The following is a 25,845-nucleotide window of genomic DNA, read 5'->3' as shown; positions in this document are numbered from 1 at the left end:
GTGATGTCTTGTCAGAGGATAACCCGCATGCGCAAGCTCCAAGCGAAGTCCGCCCTTCTTCCGGAAGGCTGGGCGAAAGATGTGAGCCTGGAAATCGATGCCGATGGCCGACTGGTCAGCGTGGCGTCGGAATGCGTGCTCGACACCGCGACCGAGACCTTCGAGACGCTCTTGCCCGCCCCTTCCAATCTGCACAGCCATGCCTTTCAGCGCGCGCTCGTCGGCCTGACCGAAGTGCGCGGCCCCAGCGATGACGATTTCTGGAGCTGGCGCGAACGCATGTACGCTTTTCTGCCTCGCCTGACGCCGGACGATGTCGAAACCATTGCTGCGCAGCTCTTTGTCGAACTGGCCGAAAGCGGCTTTTCTGCTATCGCGGAGTTTCACTATCTGCACCATCAGGCCGATGGGGTTGTCTATGACGATCTGGCCGAAATGGCAGGACGGATTTCGGCTGCCGCGCAACAAACCGGCTTTGGCCTGACCCTTTTACCCGTCGCCTATGCGCGCAGCGGCTTTGGCGGCGCGCCACCCCATCAAGGTCAGATCCGGTTTTCGAACTCCGCCGAGAACTTCCTGAAATTGTGGGATGCCAGCCGCAAACACCTCCACCGCGAGGACGACAAGCTGGGTCTTGCACCGCATTCCCTGCGTGCCGTCACGCCGGGTGATCTCGCAATTATTCTGGGCGCACAGCATGACGGTCCCACCCATATTCACGCCGCCGAACAGGTCAAAGAGGTAGAAGACTGCATCGCCTGGAGCGGGCAGCGTCCGGTTGAATGGCTCCTGAACCATCACGATATCAATGAAAAATGGTGCTTCATCCACGCCACCCAGATGGCGGCGGAAGAAACAACGGCCCTCGCCCGAACCGGCGCTGTCGCCGGTCTTTGTCCGACCACGGAGGCAGATCTGGGCGATGGCATCTTCAACGGACGCCAATGGCATGCCGAGGGCGGCCATTGGGGCATAGGGACGGATTCGCATATCGGGACGGATATTGCCGTCGAGCTTCGTCAGCTCGAATGGAGCCAGCGGCTTACCCACAAACAGCGCACAGTTCTGGCGCACCCCATGCAATCGAACGCCAGAAGCCTCTATGAAGGCGCGCTCGCAGGTGGCGCACAGGCTCTGGGACGGATATCCGGACAGATCGCACCGGGATATTGGGCGGACATGGTGGCGCTCGACAAAAACCATCCGGTACTCGTCGGCAAAACTGAAGACTCCCTGCTCGACAGCTGGATATTTGCGGGATCTCGCGCCTGTGTCTCGAATGTTTGGTCAGCGGGCCGCCATATTGTCGAAGGCGGCAAGCATATCGAACGCGGCAATATTGCGCAGCGCTATGCCCGCGTGATGAAAAAGCTCCTCGCCTAGCGGTGGCGCGCTTCCAGCGTTGAAACAACGTCAGCGAGCGACAGTCCGCGCGCGCGCATAAGCATCATCAGGTGAAAGACCAGATCCGCGGCCTCGCCCTTCAGCGCCTCATCGTCCTCAGCGACGCCGGCGAGCGCCGTTTCCACGCCCTCTTCGCCCACTTTCTGCGCCAACTTGTTCAAACCCCTGGCGTTCAAGCGGGCAACATAGCTCTCCTCGGGATCAGCCGTCCCTCTCTCATCAATGACGCGCTCGAGCGTGTTGAGAAAACCCGGTGAGGCAGGCGCATCATCGCCAAAGCAGGTCGGCGTTCCGGTGTGACAAACCGGTCCTGCAGGCAGCGCTTTCACGAGCAAGGTGTCGCGGTCACAATCGATATGGATTGCCACAAGCGCCAGCGTATTACCGCTCGTTTCGCCTTTCGTCCATAACCGGTTTTTGCATCGACTATAGAATGTTACGAGTCTTTCTTTTATCGTTACTTTCACTGATTCACGATTCATATAGCCCAGCATCAGCACCTGCGATGTCTCGGCATGCTGGACAATGGCCGGGACCAGCCCCTCACCTTTGGCAAAGTCGATATCGTCCGGATTGATCATGCGCGGACCTCTATGGATTGCTGTTTGAGATAGGCCTTGAGATCGCCAATGGCGATGACCTGTTTATGGAACACGCTGGCCGCCAGCGCCCCATCGACCCGGGCCGATGTGAACACATCGGAGAAATGAGACATCGCGCCCGCGCCGCCCGAGGCGATCAGCGGCACCCGGCAAATATCCCGCGCAGCCGATAGCTGGGCGATATCATAGCCTTCACGCACCCCGTCCTGATCCATACAATTGAGGACAATCTCGCCCGCGCCGCGATCCGTGGCTTCGGCGATCCAGTCCAGCGTCGATCGCGCTTCCGTGCGGGTTTTATCGGGATCGCCGGTATTGGAGTGCACCCGCCACTCCCCCTCAATCTCCCGGCTATCGATCCCGACGACGATGCATTGAATGCCGAATTCTGCGGCCAGCCGGTCAATCAGTTCCGGTTGCGCCAGCGCGGGCGAATTGACGGAAATCTTGTCAGCGCCCGCAAACAGGCGCGCCCGGGCGTCATCTACCGTGCGAATGCCGCCCGCAACGCAGAACGGGATGTCAATTTCGCGGGCCACCCGTTTCACCCATTCCGGCTCGACCGAGCGCGCTTCGGGGCTGGCGGCGATGTCGTAGAAAACAAGCTCGTCTGCGCCTTCGGCCGCATAGCGCGAAGCCAGCACGACGATGTCACCGACGTCCTCGTGGTTACGAAACCGCACGCCCTTGACCACCCGGCCATCCTTGACGTCGAGACAGGGGATTATGCGCTTTGCAAGCATGCCAGCGCCTCCCCCAGTGAGAAGCGGTTTTCAAACAAAGCCTTGCCCACGATCGCGCCGTCTGCGCCAATGGCCTTCAAAGCAGTCAGGTCCGCAAGCGATGACACGCCGCCGGAAGCCTGCCAGGCCATGTCCGGCCAGAGCTCGCACAACTCGGCATACAAGGACGTATTCGGACCCTGCAGTGCGCCATCCCGGTCCACATCGGTGACCAGTGCGTGACGAAGCCCAGACGACGCATACCGCTCCAGCAAGGCCGCCAAGGGCTCGTCGCCCTTGCGGGTCCAGCCCGCCACAAGCGGCCAGATAATGCCGGCCTCGAGGCGCACATCGAACGCAGCGACAATCCGGTCCGATCCGAATTCGGATATCCACGCGGCAACGGTTTCAGGCTCACGCACGGCCAGACTGCCAATGATGACCCGCTCGGCGCCGGCCTTGAGGATGGCGGCGACTTCCTCGCGCGTGCGAATGCCCCCGCCGACCTGAAGCTGCAAGCCGGTATTCGACAATGACTGGATGGCCCCCGCTTGCCGCCGCTCGCCATCGCGGGCGCCGGACAGGTCAACGACGTGCAGATATTCTGCGCCCTGCGCCAGATAGGCCGCGGCGACCGCCGCCGGATCCCCGCCATAATCGGTCACGGCATCGAAATCGCCCTTGTGCAGCCGGACCACGCGCCCATCGAGCAGGTCTATTGCCGGATAAAGCTTCATGGCCTTACCTCCAGAAAATTCTTCAGAATGCGGGCGCCCACCGGCCCGGAGCGTTCCGGGTGGAACTGGCAGCCCATGATATTGTCACTGCGCACTGCGGCAGAGAAACGCTCGCCATACATTGTTGCGGCAAGGGTGAAATCGTTTACCGGCGCCGCGAAACTGTGCACGAAATAGGCGCGATCGTTCTCGCCCAGTCCTGCCAGAAGCGGATCGACCGGCGCGGAAATAACCAGCGTATTCCAGCCCATATGCGGCAGCACTCCGCCATCAAACGGCGCTAGCGGCACCACGCGCCCGGGAATGAGACCCAGTCCCGCCACATCGCCCTCATCCGAACCCTCGAACAGCAATTGCATGCCGAGACAAATGCCCAGCAAGGGGCGGGCTTCACGCTGCAAGGCCTCGGCCCAGCCTGTCGCCCGCAATTGCGTCATCGCCGGCAGAGCCGACCCCACGCCGGGCAGGATCAATCGGTCCGCAATGGCGGCATCCGGCGGCGTGGCGGCCAGACTATGCTCGACGCCCAACCGGTCGAGCGCCGCCTGAACCGAATAGATATTCGCGCAGCCCGTATGGATGATGGCGACGGTCACAACACGCCCTTGGTTGATGGGATGGCATCGCCCTCCACTTTCACCGCCTGCCGCAGCGTCCGGCCGAACGCCTTGAAACAGGCTTCGATCATGTGGTGCGCATTTTCACCCTCGACCGAGACATGGATGGCGGCTTTCAGGCTGTCAGCGATGGACCGGAAGACGTGAGACGTCATTTCGACGGGGAATTCGCCGACGCGTTCGCCGGGAATATTCCCGTCGAATTTCGAGAAGGGACGCCCTGACAAGTCGATCCACACCCCGGCGCGGGTTTCATCCATCGGGAGTTCAAAGCCGAACCGGCCAATCCCGCGGCGATCCCCGAGCGCTTTCGCCAGCGCGTCGCCAAAGGCCAGCGCGACATCCTCGATCGTGTGGTGAGCATCAATGCCGACATCGCCCTCGCAATCGACCTCCAGTGAAAAGCCCCCATGCTTGGCGATCTGCTCCAGCATGTGATCGAAATACTCAACGCCGGTCGAAATACGCACCGGAGTGCTCTGCTCCAGATTCACCGAGACCAGAATATCGGTCTCTTTTGTCGTCCGCCGGACGCTCGCTGAACGCGTCGCGGGCGCTGCGAGGCGCGCAGCCAGTGCCCGCGCCTCGTCAACGCTCAGGACGCGGAATTGTCCACTATCGGGCAGCTCCAGACCAATGACCGAGAGCCGCACCCGTGCCGCCGCCTCATCCGCCCAGGTCAAGGATATCCGATCGCCGACTGCGCTGGCTGATTCAATCTCATTCCACGCCTCAAATGCCCGAAGTACTACTTTAATTTTATCTTCTATATCGCTGTTTTGTTTTTTCTTTGACGCCATTGCTACGGGTAGAAGCGCAGTCAGGCCCGCCTCGACCAACCCGTCGCTCAACAGCGCCTCCCAACGTGCCGCATCCGGGTTCGGAGATGCCAACCTGACCGCCGTAATCGGCGCCTCGACCGGGCCCAATTGCTCCACATCCGCCGCATCGACGCCGATCAGATCGACCGCCTCCGGGCTCGGCAGAAACACGACGCCGGACGGTTCGCATCCCGCCTGAGCCGCATAACGCTGGCGCAGCGTCTCCAGCCGGGAGACCAGCGCCAGCCCAACCCGCCGGAAAGAGAGAAGATCGCTATTCATCCCTGCCTCCCGTCCGGCGCAGGCGCATCGCCGTGGCGTGAGCGTCCAGCCCTTCCAGCGCCGCGAGCCGCTCCACGACGGGCGCTATCGCCGATGCCCCCTCGCGGCTGGCCTCGATCAGTGTGGTCGTCCGCTGGAACGCTTCGACCGTAACACCGCTATAGGCGCGGCTCGCCCCACCCGTGGGCAGGGTGTGGTTCGGACCGGCCGCATAATCGCCCATGGATTCCGGCGTCCACGCTCCGAGGAAAATCGACCCGGCAGTGGTGATATCGCGCGCCAGTTCACCCGGCGCATCGGTTTGAAGGATGAGGTGCTCCGGGCACGCCAGCTCGGCGATGGCCATGGCCTCGCCCCGGTCAGCGGCCTCGATGATCACGCCCTGCGACAGCGCCTGCTCGGCAATCGCCTTGCGCGGCAGCGCACTCAGCTGGCCCGCGAGCTCGGCCTCAATCGCGGGAATATCCGCACCGATGGAGACAAGGCAGACCTGCGCCATCGGATCGTGCTCGGCCTGTGCCAGTAGATCCGCTGCGACAAAGCCCGGACGCGCGCCGGCATCGGCAATCACCATGACCTCGCTGGGTCCCGCCGGAAGATCAATCGCTGGTCCGCCGGGCAAGGTGCTGACATGGGATTTGGCCGCCGCGACCCAGGCATTGCCCGGCCCGAAAATCTTGGCGACCCGCGGCAGGCCCGCCGCGCCGAAGGCCAGCGCGGCAATCGCCTGTGCCCCGCCAATGGCGTAGACATTCGTAAGGCCCAGCAGGCTCGCCGCCGCCAGCACGGACGCATTCACCTTGCCATCCGGCCCCGGCGGCACGGTCACGGCAATCTCCCGCACACCGGCGATCTGCGCCGGCACGGCCAGCATGATCAGTGTGGAGACGAGCGGGGCCGAGCCCGCCGGCACATACAGCCCCACAGACCGAACCGCATCGACGCGGCGGCGGCAGGTCACGCCCGGCCAGGTTTCAATCTCATAGCCGCCCAGCCCCTGCTCGGCGTGAAACGTCCGCACAGCGGCAATCGCGGCCTCCATGGCGGCGATATCCTCCGGGTCAGCCGCCGCACGCGCGGCGTCGATCTCGGCGGGCGAAACGCGGAAGCTCGTCCCGGTAAACCCGTCCAGACGGCGCGCATATTCAAACACGGCCCGGTCGCCCTCGCGGCGGATGGCCTCGACGATCTCGATGGCGGCGGCGCGCGCCGTATCCGACTCCGGCGAGACCGAAAACACAGCCGCGCGGGCGCCCTCGCCCAGTTCCTTCCAGATGACCCGCTTCATCACGCCATCATCTTTTCGATCGGCAGCACCAGAATGGCCCGCGCCCCGGCGCCGCGCAGCTTCTCCAGCGTCTCCCAGAAGACCCGCTCGCGGCAGACGGCGTGGACGGCCACCACATCGTCGCGATCCGCGATCTGCGCGATGGTGGGCGCATCAGAGCCCGGCAGAAGCGCCTTGATCTCGGCCAGCCGGTCCTTGGGCGCATTCAAAAGGATGTATTTCGTCTGGGCAGAGGCAATCACGCCCTCGGCGCGCTCGATCAGCGTTTCAGCGACCGCTTCCACCGCTTCGCCGCGTCCGGTCTTGCGCCGGATCAGGACAGCCTGGCTCTCCAGCACGGTTTCAAACGCCGCCAGCCCGTTGGCTTCCAGCGTCGCCCCGGAGGAGACGAGATCACAGATTGCATCGGCAATGCCCATGCGCGGCGCGACCTCGACCGAGCCGCGCATTTCGACGATCTCGGCGTCAATGCCCCGCTCGGCGAGACATTTGCGCGTCAGACCCGGATAGGACGTCGCCACGCTGCGCCCGGCCAGATCCGCCACGGAGGAAATCTCCCCGCCCTTCGGCGCGGCCAGCTTCAACGTGCACCCGGCAAACCCCAGCGGCAGCGCCACTTCCAGATTGGCATAGCGGTTGGAGCGCGCCTGCATTTCATAGAGCACATTCTCGCCGACTATGCCGTAATCACACGCCCCGCCCGCCACAAAGCTGGGAATGTCATCATCGCGCACCAGCATCAGGTCCAGCGGCATATTCTCCGCCCGGCGATGCAATTGATCCCGCCCATAGGCAAGGCGCACACCGGCGCGCTTCAACAAATCCATACCGCCTTCGGACAGGCGGCCTTTGGACTGCACGGCGAGTTTCAAGCGGGCATCAGACATTGGCGTTTTTCTTCATCCGGTCGAGAACAAGGCGATAGCCCTGCGCAGGTTCCTGGGAGAGGAAGCGCGCCACGCGGGTGACTGTCGCCGTGGACGCGCCGGTTTTTTCGGAAATCTGGCGATAGGTCAGCTGGTTCTCGTCCAGCAGCCGCGCCACGCGCCAGCGCTCGGCCAGCGTCGACAATTCACCCGGCGTGCACAGATCGGTCAGAAACCGGTCCATTTCGCCCTCATCCTTCAAAGACAACAACGCCTCGATCAGCAGGCTACGCTCTTCAAGACCGTCATTTCGGCTCAGTTTTCTCATGGCTCTCACCTCCGTGAGCGCCGATATATCGTTTTAACATGCTAAAACAAGTGAGCGGAGTCAGTTGGCGTGCAGACAAGGAAACTGGCCAGGCGATTCATTGCGCGGGAGCCGCAGAACCTCCGGGGTCATCACCGCCGGGTGGATGGCCTCGGGTGACAATTTGAAATAGAGGAATGGGTTAGCCATTTTGCGAAAATATCGGCTAACCCACTAACGTCGAGCTTCCCCTGACAACACCCCCGAAACGTTCTACTCAATCCAAGTTGCTGCGTCATAGAGATCGGAAAGCTCAATTTTGTTTGAGCGGCGTGCACCCAAATACCAACCGGTCGAGATCCATAAGCAAACACCCCCGCCAAGACTTCGGTATTCAACCGGCCAGCCATATCGGCCGTCCCATTGACGTCCCGTCTCAAAATCAACGGCGTACGCGTTTGCAATGCTAGGCCGCAAAGAAACTACGGTTCTAAAATAGTACTCTTCAGCGCCGTCCGACACTGGAACTAGTTCGTGTTCGCTAATGCTGGGTAGCGCGCGTTGAGATTCTAATCTCCTCGACTCTAAACAGCTCCCAATCATAGCGGCTGTAGAGCCGTCAAACTGAGCTAGGCTCAGTACGTCTTCATCTGACGAAATCACTACTTCCGCGTGCTCTATCATTCCATCGGCACTAATGAGCGGGGATACTGATACGAGGCCGATGTTAATCTGCGAAGCGCAGGCCGTTTGTGTCAGTAGTATCAAAACTCCGCTATTCACGAACGACTTCATTTTCGATAACCTCTTTGTTAACATACAATTAGCTTATTTTCCTCGTTAATGTCCATATTAACTTGCGACTGGAAGAAGAACCTCTTTTCGCATTTTGGACACACGACAATCAAATCCGTGCTCTAAAATATATGAACAAACAAATTCCTATAAAAAAGAGGCCGCGAAGCAAAACTCCGAACCCCTCAACAAGACTAAATTGATTAATAATTAAAGATATTGTGGAAATCGCAACGATAATCACTATCATAATAATCATCAAAAGTCTTACTTGTGCGCGAAATTTCATTTTGCATATATTATATTAAATTGAAAAAACGGGGACGCACACCCTATTACCGGATTACATTCTCGCAAAGACTGTGTTCTGGCGCACGTCCCGCCACGCGGAAGAAATGCCTGTAAAACGCGCATCGTCCTGCCCGCCACCGCAAACTTCACGTGAACCCATTCACGGATACGCATACACGTCCACCATGAGAAATTGCGTCATCTGGCGCGCAACCCATCCGGGTGAGAGTTAACCGCGCGCGCCAGATTTATTCAATTGCAGGCTGCGGCGTTGTGCACAGTAGATTGTGGGATTGGTGTCCGACTAGCAATGTGGATGAAACTCAAACATCTTCACCGCCAGGCGGAAGACATCAGGCTGCGTGTTGAAATAGCGAAATGGGCTCTTGCTCATGGCGCCAAAATGGCAGCAAATCCACTAGCGCAGGGCTTCTTCTGACAATGCCTCGATTTGCCTACGTGCAACTATGTAACTTTCATTACTTTCAATACTTAAATTGTATTGTTTGGCTAATGAATTTATATGATTTCTTTCAGCGAGATCATAAAAATGATTTTTATACGATTTCAATTTCGTTCTAATTTCAATTTTTTTAATCCTATTTCCTCTTTTAAAAAATACAATTTTTTCTATGTCTTCTATATTTAGCAATGTCGAATTAAATACACCGAAAACGGTAACGTCATATTCAAATATTGCGATCTTTCCCATGTAAGAAAAATTTGAAGCAGAAAGCAAAACCATAAAGGCAGATATTACGATCGCCATGGGCGCCAAATTTTGAAATCTACCGTGATACTCACCGAATTGAACATAGAGCGACCAGATAAATCCCAGCACAAAAAACATGGTGCCGATAAACGGTACTACCAATTTGGATCGCAATACTATTCGTTGGTAAGCCATTGACGGTAGCCCCCCTACCCGCCCTTGACCTGCCCGGTCAGGGGGTCGGTTTCGATGATGGGGAGTTTCGCTTCTTTCCAGGCCCCGAGCCCGCCGGCGAGATGCGCATCGACATTCACGCCCTCATCCTGACAGCGCATGGCCGCCATGGCCGAGCGGCGGCCGGCCGCACAGTGAAACACCACGCGCTTGGGCCCGCCCACCGGAATGGCTTTCGGATCCAGCGTTGACAGGGGATAGAGCAAGGCGCCTGGAATGCGTTCCAGCCCGTATTCATTGGCCTCGCGCACATCAATCAGCAGGATATCGCCTGCATTCAGGGCATCCGCGACGGCTTTGGGCGACATGTCTTCCAGCTGGCTCATAAATCCGGTGTCCTCTGTGCTGTTTTGTCCACTTATCAAAGATGTAGTCTGTCCCCATATCTCTTGGCAATAACAGGAGCACACCATGACGACGCCGGACATTCTCGACTTCTTCCATGAAGACACCAACACCTTCACCTATGTCGTGATGGATCCGGCCACACAGCATGCCGCCATCGTTGATTCCGTGCTGGATTATTGCGCCGCCTCGGGCCGCACCCACACGAAAGCCGCCGATGCCGTGATCGCCGCCGTGAAGGATCGCGGCCTGACCATCGACTGGATACTCGAAACCCATGTCCATGCCGATCACCTCTCTGCCGCGCCCTATCTGCAGGAAAAGCTCGGCGGCCAGATCGCCATTGGCAGCCATGTCCGCGATGTGCAGAAGATCTTCACCAAACTTTTCAACGCCAATGGCGTCGCCACCGACGGCTCGCAATTCGGCGCGCTGATTGAGGATGGTCAGACTTTCAACATCGGCGAGCTGGAGGCCAAGGCCATTCACACGCCCGGCCACACGCCCGCCTGCATGTCCTACCTGATCGGGGATGCCCTGTTTGTCGGCGATACGCTGTTTGCAGCAGACTTCGGCACGGCGCGGTGTGATTTCCCCGGCGGCGATGCCCGCGCGCTCTATCAATCCATCCAGAAACTGTTTGCCCTGCCGGATACGACCCGCGTTTTCCTGTGCCACGATTATCTGCCGGAAGGCCGCGACCAATACATTCACCAGACCACGATCGGTGAGGAAAAGGCCAACAATATCCATGTCGGACACGGTGCATCGGAAGATGAATTCGTGAAGATGCGCACCGAGCGCGATGCCACCCTCGCCATGCCCAAACTCATCCTGCCCTCGGTCCAGGTGAATATGCGCGCCGGCCTTCTGCCCGAGCCGGAAGACAATGGCATCCGATATATCAAGATCCCGCTGGATGCGGTTTAGCGTCTCTCAGGCATATTCGGCAGTTTACCTCTCCCCGCTTTGTGTCGCATGATAGACGCAAGACTGATCCGGCAGATTGAACATCTGCCCACGGGATTTGCGGGGAGCAATATGTTGAAAAAATTACTGGCCGGTGTTGGCCTGACCGTAACCTTGGCCTTGTCGGCTTGCCAGACAACGGCAACAGAGCCCACCACTCTGGCCTGCCGCGCGCCGACGGGCGAGGAATTTGAAATCTTCCGCGCCGTCATCTCGCGCGACACCAACACGCTGACGCGCCTCTCGGCCATCGGCCCGGCCCGGACTGCGCTGGAACGCAACGACCCCTATGTGGCCGGCCATCTCTGGGGCCATCAGGGCTATACCGGTGGTACGCTGGTGGGCGTGCTCACCCAGCCGCCGCCTTGTGTCATTGATCTGCCGCGGCGGATTGATGCCGAAGGCAATGTCATCACAACACAGCGGTCCATCGCTGTTTATCAGGAAAGCCGTTTCCGCGCGCTCACCGGCGGTAGCGTCACCTTTGCACCGGAGCAGGCTGTGCGCCTGCCCGGCGTCAATCGTCAGGATTATTTCCGCTGCGACATGGTCCAGTCGGGTTCGAGCTGGCGCATGACGGATCTGTGCTCGCTGCCCACGGTCGCCGGCCGCGTCGGCTAGTCAAACCCATCAGGGAAGAAAAATGAAAACGCTCTATCTTGCACCCGCTCTGGCCGCACTCGCGCTCGCCGCCTGCAGCCAGCCGGCCACCGACGTTGAAACAGATATCGCAGACGCTGCAGACACGACCGATGCCGCCGCGTCCGAAGCGATGGAAGAGGCCGCGCCCGCAGAACGCATCGACCCGAATGCCCGTCCCGCTGATCGCGAGACCAGCGCGGCGATTACCGGCGAAGACCTCGCCTGGCGGATACAGACGCTGGCCTCGGACGAATTTGAAGGCCGTGCGCCCTCCACGCCCGGCGGTATTGCCGCCAGCCAGTGGATTGCCGACGAAATGGCACGCTCCGGGCTGGAGCCCGGCGGCGAGGATGGCACCTTCTTCCAGCGCGTACCGCTGGTCGAAGCGACCATGAATGTGGGGGCCTCCAGCTTCGATATCTCTATCAATGGCGAGCCCATGGGCCTCGAATACCTGACCGACGTCGTCTATGGCACGCGCCGGATCGAACCGGTCGTCAATATCGAGAACTCCGACATGGTCTTTGTCGGCTACGGCATCGTCGCGCCGGAATATGACTGGAATGATTATGCCGGCCTCGATGTCGAAGGCCGCACCGTTGTCATGCTGATCAATGATCCCGGTTTTGCCTCGGGCGATCCGGACCTCTTCAACGGCAATGCCATGACCTATTATGGCCGTTGGACCTACAAATATGAGGAGGCTGCCCGTCAGGGCGCGGCCGCCGTCATCATTATCCACGAGACCGAAGCCGCCAGCTATGGCTGGAACGTCGTTTCCGGCTCATGGTCCGGCCCGCAATTCGATCTGCAGCGCCCGGAAGGCTCCATGCCCTTCGCCGGCGCGGAAAGCTGGATCACCAATGAACGCGGCCGCGAACTCTTTGCCGCAACCGGGCTCGATTTCGATGCCCTGGTCGAGGCGGCCCATCAGCCTGGCTTCGAGCCCGTTGAAATCCCGGGCGCCGAGGTCAATGCAACCCTGACCATGGAGCATGAATTCCTCGACTCCCGGAACGTCGCTGGCGTTGTGCGCGGCACGGAACGTCCGGACGAATACGTGCTCTACATGGCCCACTGGGACCATATCGGCACGCGCGAAAGCTTCGGCTCCGATGCGGATGTCATCTATAATGGCGCTGTGGACAATGCGACTGGCACGAGCTCCATCCTCGAGATCGGACAGGCGTTTGCCGCCAATCCGGCCGAGCGCTCGGTGATCATTGTAGCCGTCACCGCAGAGGAATCCGGCCTTTTGGGCTCGGAATACTATGCCACTGATCCGCTCATCCCCTTCTCCCAGACGGTTGGCGGACTGAATATGGATGGCATGCTGCCCACCGGTCCGACCAGCGACATCGTCGTCATCGGCTATGGCGCATCCGAGCTTGAAGACCATCTGGCCGTCGTGGCCGAAACACAGGATCGCACGCTTTCACCCGATCCCAATCCGGAAGCGGGTTACTTCTATCGCTCGGATCATATCTCGCTCGCCAAGCGCGGCGTCCCGATGATCTATGCCGATACGGGTTCCGTGAATACCGAGCTCGGGGCCGGCCATGTCGAGGAACTGGCCGCAGCCTATCGCGCAACGGCCTATCACGGGCCGGAAGACGAGTTTGACTATGACTGGGATTTCGATGGCCTCGCCCGCGATGCCACCCTGCTCTATCTGCTCGGCGAACGCCTCGCCAATACCGATGAATGGCCGAACTGGTATGAAGGCAATGAATTCCGCGCCCTGCGGGACGAGCAGCTTTCCGGCAACTGATCAGGCTTTGAAGAGGCACCGGAAGATCGGTGCCTCTTCCATCGCCTCGAAGACCTCGCCAACAAAACCCGAATGCGCATCCATGAGAGGTGCGTCTGCAGCCTGCGCCCGCATGGCGCCAATCGCCGCGGCGATATCACCTGTCAGAGCCGCCTCGCCCAGAGCCTGAACCAGATAATCCGGCGGCAATTCCCCGCTTTCATCATCGACAACCAGCGCGGACAACGCCCGTCCGGCATCAACGACCGGATCTGCAGAACCCGCGATCCGGAGCGTCTCGCTCAATTCGGTGCGGCTCTCGCTGTGAAACAGCGCACAAATAAAGGCGCGGATTTTCGGATGATCATGTTCGCCGAGGAGTTCCCGCGTCTTGTCGCTGCGCTCGATATCATCCAGCGCGGCCAGGACGCGCGCGCCCTCCGGCAGGCGGTCCAGCGCAATCTCAATCACTTCCTCTGGCAGCGGCAGACTGTCGAACGCCGCCGCATCCAGCAGGCGGATCAGCGCCGCGTCGTCCTGCGGGGTTGACAGGCCGGCAAAACGCTCGGCGTAGGCGGCTTCATCGGTCTGAAGCATCTGGGACAAAAGATCGATCTGCACGGCACTGGCTTCGCGCCGGCGATGGGACGGGCACCGCAATCCGGGCCGCAGGTATTCAAAAGCCCCCTTCGGCCCCTGCCCGACAACCCGCAGACTGATCGCCAGGCCCGGTTTTCCCGGATAGACGACGCTGTGGATAAGAGACGAGCCTTCCTCGACGGGCTGGATATGACCGGGGTCAAACACCGCGAACGACCGGCGCTTCAGCGTGCCAAGCGTGAATTCGCCGGCATCGCGCGCCGCATCAAAGTCGAAACGGGCGTTGAAGGACTGCCCTTCGAGCACCTGGAAAGCGCCGGTCCAGTCATGCTGGTGCAACCGATCAGCCGCATCACTCCAGAGATGCGCGACAATGCGGACATGCGGCCCTGTAAAGAGCGGAATCAGACCGGGTTTGGAGCTGTCGCCGAGACCGGCCAGCTGACCCTCCCCGGCCGCCGTCCAGAGCGCCGCGAGCGACACCTGATCCTGCAGGGACCAGTCATCCAGCAATCCTGCCGCCACGTTGGTAAAGCGGTCCGGCGATCGCCCGGCTTTGTCGAATCCAGCTTCCGCTTCGGCCCCGAATTCTTCAAACAGCGCGCGCAAAATGCCCTCCAGAAACAGCAAACGCCCCGCAGCCGGGTGGAGGCTACGGGGCGTTCAAACTGATAGCCGTTAGTCCCAGTAAAGGACGCGCTTGGCTTTCGGAGCGGACTTCCGCAAAACTTTGACCTTCAACATACTCATCTCCTCTTCTGAGTCATCGCGACCCTTCTGGTCACCACAACCCATGTTTGAAGTGAGTCGGCCTACGTCGTAAACCTTTTGTTCATCCTGACCAAAAGCATCAGGCGGCGTTGGCCCGGCTGGCCTTCTTGCGCTCGTGTTCTTTGAGCCAGCGTTTGCGTATCCGAACCGACTCCGGTGTCACCTCGACCAGCTCGTCATCATTGATGAATTCCAGTGCAAATTCGAGCGTCGCCTTGATCGGCGTCGTCAGAACAACGGCTTCGTCCGTGCCCGACGCGCGGATATTGGTCAGCTGCTTGCCCTTGGTCGGGTTTACCGGAAGATCATTATCCCGGCTGTGAATGCCGATAATCATGCCCTCATAGACATCGGTGCCGTGCCCGAGGAACAGCTTGCCGCGTTCCTGCAAATTCCACAGCGCATAGGCAACAGCCTTGCCGTCGACCATCGAGACCAGTGAACCATTACGGCGTTGACCGATCTCACCCGCTGCGCGCGGGGCATAATGGTCAAAGGTATGGAACATCAGTCCGGCACCCGAAGTGGCGGTCATGAATTCGGACCGGAAACCGATCAGGCCCCGCGTCGGGATTTCATAATCCAGGCGCACGCGGCCCTGCCCGTCCGGCGTCATATTCTTCAGCTGACCCTTGCGTTCGCCGAGCTTCTCCATAATCGCGCCCTGCGCCTCTTCCGGCAGGTCGACCACCAGGTTTTCGAACGGCTCACAGATTTCGCCATCGATTTCCTTGGTCAGGACGTGAGGACGTGAAATCGCCAGCTCATAGCCTTCGCGGCGCATATTCTCGATCAGCACGGACAGGTGCAATTCCCCGCGCCCGGACACTTTGAACTTGTCGGCATCATCCTGCTGCTCCACGCGCAGGGCGACATTGTGGATCAGTTCGCGTTGCAGACGGTCAGCGAGATTTCGGCTCGTGACATACTTGCCTTCCCGGCCGGAGAACGGACTGTCATTGACCTGAAAGGTCATGGCGATGGTCGGCTCATCCACGGTCAGCGGCGGCAGCGCCTCGACTTTCTCGGGCGAGCACACCGTGTCGGAGATATTGAGCGGATCAATCCCGGTAAAGGTAATGATGTCACCTGCGCTGGCGCTGTTCATTTCAACGCGCTCAAGCCCCTGGAATCCGAATACCTGCTGGATTTTCCCGCGACGGATCTTGCCATCTGCGCCTATCACGGACACTTGCTGGTTCTTCGTCACGGAACCGCGGCGGATGCGGCCAATGCCGATTACCCCCGTATAGCTGGAATAATCCAGCGCACTCACTTGGAGCTGCAGGGGCCCGGTCAGATCGACGGGCGGCGGCGGCGTGTGATCCACGATCATCTGGAACAGCGCCGTCATGTCCTCGTCCGGATTTTCAGCGTCCAGTCCGGCAAAGCCGTTCAGGGCTGACGCGAACACGACCGGGAAATCCAGCTGCTCGTCATTAGCGCCCAGGCGGTCGAACAGATCAAACGTCTGATCGACGACCCAGTCCGGACGCGCGCCCGGACGGTCGATTTTATTGACCACGACAATCGGGTTCAGCCCGCGCTCAAGCGCCTTGCGCGTAACGAAGGCGGTCTGTGGCATCGGGCCATCGACCGCATCCACCAGCAAAAGCACTGAGTCTGCCATCGACAGAACACGTTCGACTTCTCCGCCGAAGTCTGCGTGTCCGGGGGTGTCGATGATGTTGATGCGCCAGTCCCGCCAGGTCACGGCAGTGTTTTTGGCGAGGATGGTGATGCCGCGTTCTTTTTCGATATCGTTGGAGTCCATCATGCGCTCGGTCGTCTCGACCCGATCGCCAAATGTACCCGATTGCTTCAAAAGCTGATCGACAAGGGTCGTCTTGCCATGGTCGACGTGGGCGACGATGGCAATATTGCGCAATTTTTCCGGTGCAACGGACATAGGCAGAACTCGAATAGCCAAAGGAATTTGGCGCCTCTTAGCCTTGTCCTGCCTGTCCGGCTACCCCAAAAAACGCAAAGCAGGTTTTCAGGCTCTGGCCAATCCGCCCGAAGCAGCGGCCGCGTTCCGGCGCCGTCGCTTGAGCCAGCGATAAACCAACAAGACGACAGCTTGGGTAAAGACGCCAAAAAACGAGAACACGAAGATCATGGCGGCCACGCCCGAAGCCCGGGAATGAATCAGCCATGTTGGCCGCGTGATAACAAAATACCAGCCCGGTGTTTCAATGCGGGCAAACGCGACAATCCGGCCATCATCCGTTTCGGTCACCCCTGTTGCACGCCCATCGCGGCGTATGGCTTCCGACAAGGCGAAGGCGCCTGCGGACCTTCCGGCTTCAGCAACAGCTTCCGGCGTCAGAACGTCCTGGAACAACAGATCCCGGTGTGCCACGAGGCTGCCCTCCCGCGTCAGGATCATATTCTGCGAATTCGGTTCGGCATCGACGATCGCATTCGCGAGATAGTTCTGCATCGAAATCGTCACGCCAAATGCTCCAAGATGATGGCCACTTGCCCGAACCGGAAAATGGCATCCGGTCGTCAGTGCCACACCATCACGCACATATAGCAATCGCGAAAGCTGCGTGCAGCGCGCCACGCCCATCGGATTATTCGCTGGCGATACAATCTGCGCCAACTCTTCTGACTGCAAATCAAAATCCGCCGGTGCATTGATCCTGTAGAATTCGAGCCGGTCTTCACGGCCCGGAGCGAAAATAATCAGATCATTATTGGGGGTCACAAAATTCAGATTATCGAAGTGGCCCAAATTCGCCTCTCCGTGCTGCCGGACCGTATGATAGGCGGCAATCAGCTGTCTTTGCCGTTCGGGTGCGACATCGACATCGGCAATAAACGCGCCAACGCCATAGACATAATCGCCATCTGCGGTGCGATAGCCGTCAAACAATTCCGGCCGGGAGCGGCGTGTGCCGTCGCCGAACTCGGGAAACAACCAGTTGAACTCGGCAGAAACATCAGCGTCTTCCATAGCGGCCAGGCGGTTTGCAAAGCCCCGCCCGGTTGCATATTCAATCGCGCGCACGTCGGTAAAGAGCGCGCTTTGGCGATTGGCGCGCTCCTCGATGTGCAAGGCGCTCGCCTCCATTACTTTGCGCTCGAAATAAGGCTCCAGGGTCAAATACCCTGCGATCGCGGCAAATGATGCAACGCCCACAGCCACCAGGAATGTCATCCCGGTAGATTTCCAGTTCATCCGGTTCATCAGGCTTCCCGTTAGTTTTAGTTTTCCACCTGATTTGGTTCGTACACGATCAAGGTTAAATTCTCACCAACACACCAACCGCCATCGCCGCTTGATCCCGGGCACATGGTCCGGCTAAACCCGCCAGTGGAGAGGTGGCCGAGTGGTCGAAGGCGCTCCCCTGCTAAGGGAGTAGGCTCGGAAGAGTCTCGAGGGTTCGAATCCCTTCCTCTCCGCCACTATTTTCAGACCCGCGATGACTGCATGCCAATCAATAGGCTTGCTAACGCTGTCGCTGCAGGGATGCGCGGCTTCTTGAAGGCACTCACGGTATTTACGAAACGATCGCCCGCTCAACGCAACCTTAACAAGTATACGGGTCAACTGTATTTCGCCTTGAAGTCTCGGGCTATTGGGGCATCTTTCCGCGCGGAGGCTTTCCCATGAAACGTGCTGCGACCCTGATCATTGTTCTCGGCGTTTTTCTCGCCATGACCGCCATTGTCATTTTCCGTTCGATCGGGGGTGAAGAAGCGGGCGAAGGCGGCTGGGGTGGCAGTGCCGTTCCGGTCGCGGCCTATGAAGTGGGAGCGCACGAATTTGCGGACATTGTTGAAGCGCTCGGCACAGCGCGGGCGAATGAAACCGTAACGGTGACAGCGCGCGTGTCCGACACGATTTCCGTCGTGAATTTCGACTCCGGCCAGCGCGTGGCGGAAGGTGACATCCTCGTTGAGCTGACCGAGACGGAAGAAGCAGCAGACCTTGCCGAAGCGCGCGCCACCCAGCGCGAGGCCCGCCGGGAACTGGACCGCGTCGAGGATCTGATTGATCGCGGCATCGCGCCGCGCCAACGCCTCGATGAAGCCAACGCGGCCGTTGAACGCGCGGCCGCCCGGGTGAATTCCATCGAGGCGCGGCTGGCCGACCGCATCGTCCGCGCACCCTTTGCCGGCATGGTGGGGCTGCGCGAAGTCAGTGTCGGAAGTCTGGTCCGCCCTGGCGATCCGATCATCACGCTGGACGATACGTCCACCATCAAACTGGATTTCTCCGTGCCGGAACGTTTTCTGGCCGCTCTGGAGCCTGGGATTTCCATTGCCGCGCGCACATCGGCCTATCCGGATGAAATCTTTGTCGGTGAAATCGCCCAGATCAGCAGCCGGATCGATCCGGTGACCCGGACGGTGACGGTTCGCGCCGAAATTGACAATGAATCCGGCCATCTGCGGCCCGGCCAGCTCATGACGATCGAGATCCGGCGCGACATCCGCAACACGCCCGCCGTGCCCGGGTCGGCGATTACCCGTTATCTGGACGAGAGCTTTGTCTTTGTCATCGGCGAACGTGACGGCGGCCAGTTTGTTCAGCAGCGCGTCGTCGAACTTGGACAGCGCGACGGCAATCTCGTCGAAATTACCGATGGCCTCTCCCCCGGTGACATGATCGTGGCGGAAGGCGTGCATCGCGTCCGAAGTCAAATGCCGGTGACGGTGACCGAAACACGGTCAGCTCCTGCCTCCCAGGGCGCCACCACCTCGGCAATCCCGTCCAGCAATCTGACGAGCCAGCCATGACGCTTTCCGATATTGCCGTCCGGCGCCCGGTGCTGGCTTTTGTGGCGAGTGCCCTCATCATCGTGTTTGGCATTCTGGGTCTGCGCGAACTGCCCCTTCGCGAATTGCCGGATGTCGATCAGCCCGTCGTCTCGGTTCAGGCCGAATACCCCGGCGCCAATGCCGAGGTCGTCGAAAACCGGGTCACTCAGGTGATCGAGGATCAATTGTCGGGCATTGACGGCATTGAACTGATCCAGTCGTCATCCCGCGATGGCAATTCCAACATTTCCATTACCTTCGATCTGAGCCGTGATATTGAAGCGGCCGCGAACGATGTGCGCGATGCAGTCTCCCGGATTGCGGACCGTCTGCCGCCGGAAATCGAACAGATCGAGGTCCAAAAGCAGGATTCCGACGCGCGCCCCTTCATGTGGTATGCGCTGATGTCGGACCGAATGACATCGGAAGAGCTGTCCGATTACGCCGAGCGGTCCATGATTGACCGGTTCAGCGTCATTGATGGCGTCGCACGCGTCAGGATTGGCGGCCAGCGGCGCTATGCCATCCGGATATGGCTGGATCCGCAGGCCATGGCCGCCCGCGGCATTACCGTCTCGGATATTGATGCCGCGCTGAGAACACAGAATGTCGAGGTTCCCGGCGGTTCCATCGAGACGCCGGATACCCAGATTGTCGTTCGGGTCGAGCGCATGTTTTCCGAGCCGGAAAGCTTTGAACGCTTGCCGATCGGCCGCGGCGAAGGCGGCCACATCATCCGCCTCGCCGAAGTCGCGGATGTGTCCCTGGAAGCAGAAGAACCGCGCACCCTCTTCCGGGGCAATGCGAACAATATGATCGGCCTCGGGTTCGTGCGTCAAAGTCAGGCCAATTCCGTACAGGTCGCCAGCGATGTCAGCGCCGAGGTCGAACGCATCCGGCCCAACCTGCCCGAAGGCATGACGCTTATTGTCGCGTCCGATGACACGGTCTTCATTGAAGAATCCATCCGTGAAGTCTGGCGGACACTGTTTGTCGCCGCCACTCTGGTGGTGCTGGTCATCTATCTGTTTCTTGGCAGCTTCCGTGCCGCCATCATTCCCGCCGCTGTCGTGCCGGTCTGTCTGATTGGCGTCTTCGCCGGCCTGGCCATCGCTGGCTTTTCCATCAACATCCTCACCCTGCTCGCACTGGTGCTCGTGATCGGGCTGGTCGTGGACGATTCCATCGTGGTTCTGGAAAATATCCAGCGCCGCGTGGATATGGGTGAAGGCCCGGCCCTCGCCTCGCTGCGTGGCGGCCGCCAGGTCTTCTTTGCGGTGATCGCAACGACGGCCGTTCTGGTCGCGGTCTTCGTTCCACTGGTCTTCCTGCCCGGTTTTATCGGCCGGATTTTCAACGAGCTGGCCCTTACCATTGCGGTGGCCGTGATCCTGTCCAGCTTCGTGGCGCTGACCCTCTCGCCCATGATGGCGTCCAAGCTCATCAAACCATCGACGGAAGCGCGCGGACCGGCACGCTGGGTGAATGAAATCGTCAATCGCGTGCGCCGGAATTATCGATCCAGTCTGGAAATTGCGGTGAAGACACCCTGGATGATCATTCCGGTCGTCCTCGTCGCGCTTGGCGGCTCGGCCTTCCTGCTCAACAAACTGCCGGGCGAACTGACCCCGCCGGAAGATCGCGGTGCCTTCTTCGGATTCTTCTCCGGGCCTGAAGGCGCCAGCTTCGACTATATGACCCAGCAGGCCGCCGAAGTTGAAAACATCGTGATGGACTACGTCGAGGCAGGCGAATTGCGCCGCGTGCTGGTCGTCGCGCCCGGCTGGGGTGGCTCGGGCTATAATTCAGGGATCGTCATCGGCAGCATGGTCCACTGGGACGACCGCCGGGATGGCAGCGAGATCATCGGCGAAATCAATGGCCGCTTTGGACAGCTGACCGGGGTGCGCGCCTTTGCCTCCATGCGGTCGGCTATTCGCGGTGGCGGAGGCGGCGACGATATCCAGTTCGTGCTCCAGGGGCCAGACTATCGCAGTCTGGATGCGGAAGCCGAGCGGCTGCTGGCCGCCATCCGCGAAGGCAATCCCAACCTGATGCGCGCCCGCAAGGATTACGAGCCCACAAGCCCACGCCTGGTGGTCGATATTGACCGTGAGCGGGCGGCAGATCTCGGCGTCTCGGTGGCCGACATCGGGCAGACCTTGCAAACTCATCTCGGATCGCGCCGTGTCGGACAATTCATTGAACAGGGCGAAGCCTATAACGTTATTATGGAGAATCGCCGGGATCAGCGCTCCAGCGCTCAGGACCTGGAGACACTCTATGTCTCCGGTCGCGAAGGCCGCCTGATTCCCCTGTCCAATCTGGTTTCGATCACCGAAATCGGCGAAGCGTCATCGCGCAACCGTGTGGACCGCCAACGCGCCATCACGGTCTCCGCCACGCTGGCGGAAGGATATACGCTGGGTGAAGCGGTTGAATGGCTCGACGACTGGGCAGGTAGCGAACTCGCACCCCGCTTTTCGACCACCTATCTGGGGGGCGCCAAGGAGTTTCTTGAAGCCAATACGGCGCTTCTCTTCGCCTTCGGCATGGCCTTGTTGATCGTGTTTCTGGTTCTGGCCGCACAATTCGAGAGCTTCATCCAGCCCTTCGTCATCATGTTAACCGTTCCGCTGGCTGTTACCGGCGGATTGTTCGGCCTCGAAGTGATTGGCTCCAGCCTCAATATCTATTCCCAGATCGGACTGGTGATATTGATCGGGCTGGCGGCCAAGAATGGCATTCTGATTGTCGAATTCGCCAACCAGCTGCGAGAAGAAGGCCGCGATGTCATGACGGCGACCCTGGATGCCGCCGAAATCCGCTTCCGCCCGATCCTGATGACCGGCCTGTCGACCGCTATCGGGGCCGCTCCGCTGATGCTCGCAAGCGGTCCGGGGGCTGAAAGCCGGATCACGATCGGTGTTGTGATCTTTACCGGGGTGACGGTTGCGACCCTGTTTACGCTCTTCGTTATTCCGGTGGCCTACAGCGTTCTTGGCCGGTTCACGAAGACGCCGAACTGGATGTCAAAACAGCTGGAATCGCAAGCCGAGGATGCCGGCGGCGAACCGGTCGTCGGAGCGCAGAACTAGCCCGCTTCACGCGCGCATCACAATCCGGACATTGGTATGGAAGTCGGCTAGCCCGCGCCCCATATCGGCGGGACCAGTGCTGACGAATGAAAAGGGAGTGGCCCATGCCCGGAAACTACAAAAAAGACGCCGATGCCATCGCCCGGCTGACCCCCGAACAATATCGGGTCACACAGGAGAATGGCACGGAACGCCCCTTCACTGGCGAGTTTGACGGTCACAAGGAGGTCGGTCTGTACGTCGACATCGTGTCCGGCGAACCGCTTTTCACCTCGATGGACAAGTTTGACAGTGGGTGTGGCTGGCCCAGCTTCACAAAGCCCGTTGAGGGTGAAAACATCAACGAATTACGGGATATATCGCATGGCATGATCCGCACCGAGGTCCGCTCGCGGCATGGAGACAGCCATCTGGGCCATGTCTTCCCCGATGGCCCTCAGGATCAGGGCGGATTGCGTTATTGCATCAATTCCGCCTCGCTTCGCTTTATCCCGGTCGCTGACCTTGAAGCCGAGGGATATGGCGAATACGCCCACCTTTTCACCGATTGACCCCGTGAACGGCATGCAGGCGGTTGCTTGCATGCCGGACCGCCCCACGGCTTTATGGGGCGATGCAATTTCCGGCCTATCATGTCTGCTGAAGAAACGCTGCGTATCCTGCCAAAACTGTTGGGTGCGGGCGATTTTGCTTCTGCCGAGCAACAAGTGCTCGGGGCGCTGAGCTCCGACCCCGAGCATCCCGCCCTGAACGCCTTCGCCGCCTTTATATCTGATCGTCTCGGGAAGACGCAGGCCGCGATCCTGTTCGCCCAAAAAGCCGTCGCCAGCCCCGGCACATATCCGCGTCAGGCGGCGCAAGGTGCCAATATACTCGCCCGGCTCCGCCAGTTCAGCGCTGCGCTGGAAGCCGCCCGCGCCATCAAATTCGCCGAAACAAGCGACCCGGTTGTGCTTGATCAGCTGGGCGCCTGTTTCACCGCCTGCGAAAGCCATGCAGAAGCCTGCGCCGTCTATGAGCGCCTCGTTGCCCTTGTCCCGCATGAACCGCGCTGCTGCTTCAATCTGGCAGCCGCTCAGCGCTATACCGGCGATCTGGAGGCCGCAGCACGTAATTTCGATCTGGCCAGCCAGACCGGCCCACAGGCGTCCGAGGCCGCCTATGCCCGGTCCTTGCTCAAAAAGGCTTCCGCCGAGCAAAACCATCTGGACGATCTGGACCACCGCCTTCAGGCACCGGGACTGGATCCGCTTTCCCGCGCTTCACTGCACTATGCAAAAGGCAAGGAATGGGAAGACCTCGAACAATGGTCCAAAGCCTTCGCCGCGTGGACGGATGGTGCGCGCGCCATGAAGACCGCCCGCCCCTATTCGGTTGATCCGGAAATCGACGCGATCAACGAGACCATCAAGGCGTGGCCCGAGGCAACCGCCCGGTATGCGCCCGCTGAATTGACGCCTGTCTTCATCGTCAGCCTGCCGCGTGCGGGATCAACCCTGCTGGACCGCATCCTGTCCAATCGCAGCGATGTGTCATCCGCGGGTGAGACCGAGGATTTTATTGTCAGCCTGCTGGCGGACCCGGCATTGGCGTCTTTGCAGAATCCGTCAGAAATCGCACGGAAAACGCGCGCGATAGATATCAAGGCGCTAGGCGGACGCTACCGCGCGGCGCTAAAGCAGCGCGGATTTGATGCCGGCTATGTCATCGACAAGACGCCGACCAATTTTCTCTATGCCGGGCTGATCGCCGAGGCTCTGCCCGAAGCCAGGATCATTCACGTCACCCGCGACCCGAAAGATGCACTGATCGCGACCTACAAAACGCTCTTCAGGGATCGCTATTTCTGGTCATATGATCTGGATGACATCACCGCCTACATTGCGGCCTATCGGCGATTGTTGCGCCATTGGCTGGAGCACTGGCCATCGCGCATTGAACAAATCGCCTATGAAAATCTTGTCGAAAACACCGAAGCCGAAGCCCGCCGGATAACCGCGGCACTCGATCTCGACTGGAATGACGCCTGCCTTGATATCGGCCGCAATAAAGCCGCCGTCTCGACGGCCAGCGCGGAACATGTCCGGCGGCCCGTCTACCAATCCTCCATCGGACACTGGAAGCACTTCAGCGACAACATCGCAGACGTGCTTCCGGCGCTCGCGAAACTGGAACAGGACTAGCTTTCGCCGCGCTCGAGCGGGCCTTCGACATGAAGCCGGGGATTTTGGCAAAGGTCGTGCACCAAAGCCCCCATGAGTTCGCCGTCCGGGCCACGAATATGCTCCACCGCCTGACACTCATTGGCTTCCGGCACCTCTGGCAGGAAGACCGTTCGCCCTTCATTCAGGTGCACTTCCGTCGCATCCAGTTCACGAAGGGACGTCAGGCGCTGTTCGGCATTCACAATCATGCATTCAAACCGCCGTTGATCGGCCGTAATAACGCGCACCGCCGTATGGTCTTCGCTCGGCGAGTAGGCGTCAATTGCCCCCGCGGCATCGGTCACTTCATCCAGACACATCCGGACTTCGTCAAAACGGGTGAGAATATCCCGGCTCCAGTCCCACTGGCCGCCATCTTCGCGGGCACACCCACTATAAACCGCGTTATTTACCTGTATGGAGGCGAAAAACGGACGCTCTATTCCGTCCGCGCCCCGACACGGACCCGCCTGGAATGACGCGGATACGCGCACATCTTCATCGCCAGCCGAGACAAAACGTCGAAAGCCATTCATCAGATGATCGGGGCCCGGACGCAATCGGGTCAGCACCGGATCGTTTTCGGCCATGACCATGTGAAGGTCTGCAAACAGCTCGCCAGAAAGCTCGTAGAATTCCAGGCTCGCCCGCCAGTAGGGCGCGGCCCCCAACGCATTCATGCTATAGGGCGTGTCCGGGCGAGTGCCGGCGAATGCCGATCCGATCGCGGCATATTGAAATCCGGACGAGGCCGATACTTCGTCATCGCCCGCTGTGATATCCGCCTCTTCCTCCGTCTGGACCGGCGGCGCAGGCGGTGGCGCCGGGGCTACCGCAGCCGATCGCATATCACCTGCGTCCAGATCAGATGGCGCGGTTGCACAACCGGCCAGCAGCGCCCCCAACAAGGCCGGTATCGCGATCTGTCGAAACATGTGTCCCTCCCCGGAAACCCGGCAATCATCATATCGCGAAATCCGCGCAGGACGAAATCGCCCGGCTTCAGCTTTCGCTA

The 25,845-nt window shown here is 59.9% G+C and carries 22 protein-coding genes and 1 tRNA gene; 9 read left to right on the top strand and 14 right to left on the bottom strand.

What is annotated here, in order from left to right; genetic code table 11:
* Positions 1 to 27: 27 nt before the first annotated feature.
* The gene (locus tag P0D52_RS05860; RefSeq protein WP_394694490.1) at positions 28 to 1,383 is read left to right on the top strand and encodes a formimidoylglutamate deiminase; all 1,356 of its coding nucleotides are present in this window, start codon (positions 28 to 30) and stop codon (positions 1,381 to 1,383) included.
* Here the strand turns inward: P0D52_RS05860 and hisIE are convergent.
* From hisIE to P0D52_RS05810, 10 genes are all read right to left on the bottom strand, one after another.
* Positions 1,380 to 1,985, bottom strand: coding sequence for a bifunctional phosphoribosyl-AMP cyclohydrolase/phosphoribosyl-ATP diphosphatase HisIE (gene hisIE, locus P0D52_RS05855; RefSeq protein WP_394694489.1), 606 nt, complete (start codon positions 1,983 to 1,985; stop codon positions 1,380 to 1,382). The two genes, P0D52_RS05860 and hisIE, sit on opposite strands and share 4 nt — an antisense overlap.
* Positions 1,982 to 2,749: an imidazole glycerol phosphate synthase subunit HisF gene (gene hisF, locus P0D52_RS05850; RefSeq protein WP_394694488.1), complete on the bottom strand. Its 768-nt coding sequence runs from the start codon at positions 2,747 to 2,749 to the stop codon at positions 1,982 to 1,984. Before hisF ends, hisIE begins: the two co-directional genes overlap by 4 nt.
* Positions 2,731 to 3,465 (bottom strand): 1-(5-phosphoribosyl)-5-[(5-phosphoribosylamino)methylideneamino]imidazole-4-carboxamide isomerase, encoded by a 735-nt coding sequence (gene hisA, locus P0D52_RS05845; protein WP_394694487.1) that lies wholly within the window; start codon positions 3,463 to 3,465, stop codon positions 2,731 to 2,733. Before hisA ends, hisF begins: the two co-directional genes overlap by 19 nt.
* Complete coding sequence (gene hisH, locus P0D52_RS05840; RefSeq protein WP_394694486.1) at positions 3,462 to 4,061, bottom strand: imidazole glycerol phosphate synthase subunit HisH; 600 nt, start codon at positions 4,059 to 4,061, stop codon at positions 3,462 to 3,464. Before hisH ends, hisA begins: the two co-directional genes overlap by 4 nt.
* Positions 4,058 to 5,185: an imidazoleglycerol-phosphate dehydratase HisB gene (gene hisB / locus P0D52_RS05835; RefSeq protein ID WP_394694485.1), complete on the bottom strand. Its 1,128-nt coding sequence runs from the start codon at positions 5,183 to 5,185 to the stop codon at positions 4,058 to 4,060. The genes hisH and hisB overlap by 4 nt, the downstream gene beginning before the upstream one ends.
* Entirely contained in the window at positions 5,178 to 6,473 is a 1,296-nt protein-coding gene (gene hisD, locus P0D52_RS05830; protein ID WP_394694765.1) for a histidinol dehydrogenase, read from the bottom strand. Before hisD ends, hisB begins: the two co-directional genes overlap by 8 nt.
* Positions 6,473 to 7,360 (bottom strand): ATP phosphoribosyltransferase, encoded by an 888-nt coding sequence (gene hisG, locus P0D52_RS05825; RefSeq protein ID WP_394694484.1) that lies wholly within the window; start codon positions 7,358 to 7,360, stop codon positions 6,473 to 6,475. Before hisG ends, hisD begins: the two co-directional genes overlap by 1 nt.
* Positions 7,353 to 7,667 (bottom strand): YerC/YecD family TrpR-related protein, encoded by a 315-nt coding sequence (locus P0D52_RS05820; protein WP_394694483.1) that lies wholly within the window; start codon positions 7,665 to 7,667, stop codon positions 7,353 to 7,355. The genes hisG and P0D52_RS05820 overlap by 8 nt, the downstream gene beginning before the upstream one ends.
* A 1,483-nt stretch (positions 7,668 to 9,150) precedes the next feature.
* On the bottom strand, positions 9,151 to 9,639 hold the full coding sequence (locus tag P0D52_RS05815; RefSeq protein ID WP_394694482.1) for a hypothetical protein: 489 nt from the start codon (positions 9,637 to 9,639) through the stop codon (positions 9,151 to 9,153).
* A gap of 14 nt (positions 9,640 to 9,653) precedes the next feature.
* Positions 9,654 to 10,004, bottom strand: coding sequence for a rhodanese-like domain-containing protein (locus P0D52_RS05810; RefSeq protein WP_394694481.1), 351 nt, complete (start codon positions 10,002 to 10,004; stop codon positions 9,654 to 9,656).
* 85 nt (positions 10,005 to 10,089) lie between these two features.
* Between P0D52_RS05810 and P0D52_RS05805 the strand changes: the two genes are divergently transcribed.
* From P0D52_RS05805 to P0D52_RS05795, 3 genes are all read left to right on the top strand, one after another.
* Positions 10,090 to 10,953 (top strand): MBL fold metallo-hydrolase, encoded by an 864-nt coding sequence (locus P0D52_RS05805; protein WP_394694480.1) that lies wholly within the window; start codon positions 10,090 to 10,092, stop codon positions 10,951 to 10,953.
* 111 nt (positions 10,954 to 11,064) lie between these two features.
* A complete protein-coding gene (locus tag P0D52_RS05800) occupies positions 11,065 to 11,613 on the top strand; it encodes a hypothetical protein (RefSeq protein WP_394694479.1) in 549 nt (182 codons plus the stop codon).
* Between the two features lie 22 nt (positions 11,614 to 11,635).
* Complete coding sequence (locus P0D52_RS05795) at positions 11,636 to 13,405, top strand: M28 family metallopeptidase (RefSeq protein WP_394694478.1); 1,770 nt, start codon at positions 11,636 to 11,638, stop codon at positions 13,403 to 13,405.
* Here P0D52_RS05795 and P0D52_RS05790 read toward each other — a convergent pair whose 3' ends face one another.
* The 3 genes from P0D52_RS05790 to P0D52_RS05780 all read right to left on the bottom strand — a co-directional run bounded on the left by P0D52_RS05790 (position 13,406) and on the right by P0D52_RS05780 (position 17,942).
* The gene (locus P0D52_RS05790; RefSeq protein WP_394694477.1) at positions 13,406 to 14,593 is read right to left on the bottom strand and encodes a hypothetical protein; all 1,188 of its coding nucleotides are present in this window, start codon (positions 14,591 to 14,593) and stop codon (positions 13,406 to 13,408) included.
* 241 nt (positions 14,594 to 14,834) lie between these two features.
* A complete protein-coding gene (typA, locus tag P0D52_RS05785) occupies positions 14,835 to 16,664 on the bottom strand; it encodes a translational GTPase TypA (protein WP_394694476.1) in 1,830 nt (609 codons plus the stop codon).
* Positions 16,665 to 16,751: 87 nt separating this feature from the next.
* Positions 16,752 to 17,942, bottom strand: a complete 1,191-nt coding sequence (locus tag P0D52_RS05780; RefSeq protein WP_394694475.1) for a hypothetical protein — start codon at positions 17,940 to 17,942, stop codon at positions 16,752 to 16,754.
* A 137-nt stretch (positions 17,943 to 18,079) separates the two neighbouring features.
* Here P0D52_RS05780 and P0D52_RS05775 point away from each other — a divergent pair.
* The 5 genes from P0D52_RS05775 (at position 18,080) to P0D52_RS05755 (ending at position 24,809) form a co-directional block, all read left to right on the top strand.
* Positions 18,080 to 18,169: transfer RNA gene (locus P0D52_RS05775), tRNA-Ser, on the top strand.
* 204 nt (positions 18,170 to 18,373) lie between these two features.
* Positions 18,374 to 19,507: an efflux RND transporter periplasmic adaptor subunit gene (locus tag P0D52_RS05770; protein ID WP_394694474.1), complete on the top strand. Its 1,134-nt coding sequence runs from the start codon at positions 18,374 to 18,376 to the stop codon at positions 19,505 to 19,507.
* Positions 19,504 to 22,626, top strand: coding sequence for an efflux RND transporter permease subunit (locus P0D52_RS05765; RefSeq protein ID WP_394694473.1), 3,123 nt, complete (start codon positions 19,504 to 19,506; stop codon positions 22,624 to 22,626). The genes P0D52_RS05770 and P0D52_RS05765 overlap by 4 nt, the downstream gene beginning before the upstream one ends.
* A 104-nt stretch (positions 22,627 to 22,730) precedes the next feature.
* Complete coding sequence (gene msrB / locus P0D52_RS05760) at positions 22,731 to 23,177, top strand: peptide-methionine (R)-S-oxide reductase MsrB (protein WP_394694472.1); 447 nt, start codon at positions 22,731 to 22,733, stop codon at positions 23,175 to 23,177.
* A gap of 81 nt (positions 23,178 to 23,258) precedes the next feature.
* Positions 23,259 to 24,809, top strand: coding sequence for a tetratricopeptide repeat-containing sulfotransferase family protein (locus tag P0D52_RS05755; RefSeq protein ID WP_394694471.1), 1,551 nt, complete (start codon positions 23,259 to 23,261; stop codon positions 24,807 to 24,809).
* Here the strand turns inward: P0D52_RS05755 and P0D52_RS05750 are convergent.
* Complete coding sequence (locus P0D52_RS05750) at positions 24,806 to 25,765, bottom strand: hypothetical protein (RefSeq protein ID WP_394694470.1); 960 nt, start codon at positions 25,763 to 25,765, stop codon at positions 24,806 to 24,808. The genes P0D52_RS05755 and P0D52_RS05750 overlap by 4 nt on opposite strands.
* Between the last annotated feature and the right edge of the window lie 80 nt (positions 25,766 to 25,845).

It is taken from the genome of Hyphobacterium sp., assembly GCF_043584775.1.
Taxonomy (GTDB): Bacteria; Pseudomonadota; Alphaproteobacteria; order Caulobacterales; family Maricaulaceae; genus Hyphobacterium.
This window is presented reverse-complemented; position numbering and strand designations above follow the sequence as displayed.